Here is a 1290-nt window from a genome sequence, read left to right as displayed (position 1 = left end):
AGACTTACGTGTTTGACTAGCTCATTGAGACGCAATTTGGTACGAACTTCCGAATACTTCTCTAGTTCGGATTATCTTCAAGCTATCTTGTAATGGCGTTGGTTAAAGCCAAGACATCTTGATTGCGTTGAGCGAAGGGACATTAAACTTTACTCGAAGGATTATCTCTTTATGCGAGTACCCGTAATTTCAGTAGACAATACGCCATTAATGCCAACTAAACCTAGTCGAGCAAGACGATGGATCAAATGCGGTAAAGCAATCGGCAAATTCGATAAACTTGGCATTTTCTATGTCCAGTTATTAGCCGAATCAAGTAATACTGAAACGCAAGAAATAGTTCTTGGTTTAGACCCTGGTAAACTCTTTTCAGGTATAGCGGTTCAGTCCAAAAAGTTCACCTTGCAAATGTTGCATTTAGTTTTGCCTTTCAAAACGGTCAAAGACCGAATGGATCAACGATCAATGATGCGGCGTAATAGGCGAGGAAGGCGAATTAATAGAAAGCTATCTTTCAACAAACGCAATCATCGTCAAGCAAGATTTGATAATCGTCGTGGCTCAAAGTTGCCTCCAAGTATTAGAGCAAACAAAGACTTGGAATATCGAGTAATTAGTTTACTCCTCCAACTTTACCCAATAAAAACAGTTGTTATTGAAGAGGTTGAAGCACGAGGTAACAAAGGCTTTAGTCCCGTCATGGTTGGACAGAGATACCAAATTAGCCGACTATCAAAACTTACAAATGTCGTTTTAAAGAAGGGCTGGGAAACCTCAAACCTTCGTAAGTACCTGGGATTGCATAAAGAAAAATCCGATAAATCTTTGCAAATACCAGAAACACACGCAGTTGATGCGGTTGCCTTAGCAAGTTCTGAATTTGTTAAATACCAGACGTGGGAAGGTGCTAAAAATCATGGCGCATCTTGGATAGGAGGGGTTGATATCACAGAGTCTCAATTCACCATTGTGCGTCGTCCTCCAATTAGTCGTAGACAACTCCATTTAATGACTTTTAGTGAAGGTGGTAATCGTCGGAAATATGGAGGCACTACAACTCGTCATGGCTTTAGAAAAGGTGACTTTGTGGAAGCCACTCAAGGAAGTAAAACTTTCTTTGGTTGGGTTAGCGGAGATACTGAAAAAGCAGTCTCTGTTAGTGACGCTAATTGGAAAAGATTAGGACAATGCACTGTTAAAAAAGTTAAGTTGATTCTAAGATCAACAAGTCTAATTATTACGGCGGTTAAAACCGCCCGTGTCGCTTCCCTCTCAGCACTAAAGTGACTG

General features: G+C 40.5%; 1 protein-coding gene. It reads left to right on the top strand.

What is annotated here, in order from left to right:
• Positions 1–171 precede the first annotated feature (171 nt).
• Positions 172–1287 (top strand): RRXRR domain-containing protein, encoded by a 1116-nt coding sequence (locus FJR06_RS11815; RefSeq protein WP_015078910.1) that lies wholly within the window; start codon positions 172–174, stop codon positions 1285–1287.
• Positions 1288–1290 lie beyond the last annotated feature (3 nt).

Origin of the sequence: Dolichospermum sp. UHCC 0352, from assembly GCF_009711925.1 — a bacterium.
GTDB classification, from domain to species: domain Bacteria; phylum Cyanobacteriota; class Cyanobacteriia; order Cyanobacteriales; family Nostocaceae; genus Dolichospermum; species Dolichospermum lemmermannii.
This window is presented reverse-complemented; position numbering and strand designations above follow the sequence as displayed.

Coding starts and splice junctions, on each gene's coding strand:
- FJR06_RS11815 (WP_015078910.1), top strand. CDS start 172: ATGCGAGTACCCGTAATTTCAGTAGACAATACGCCATTAATGCCAACT.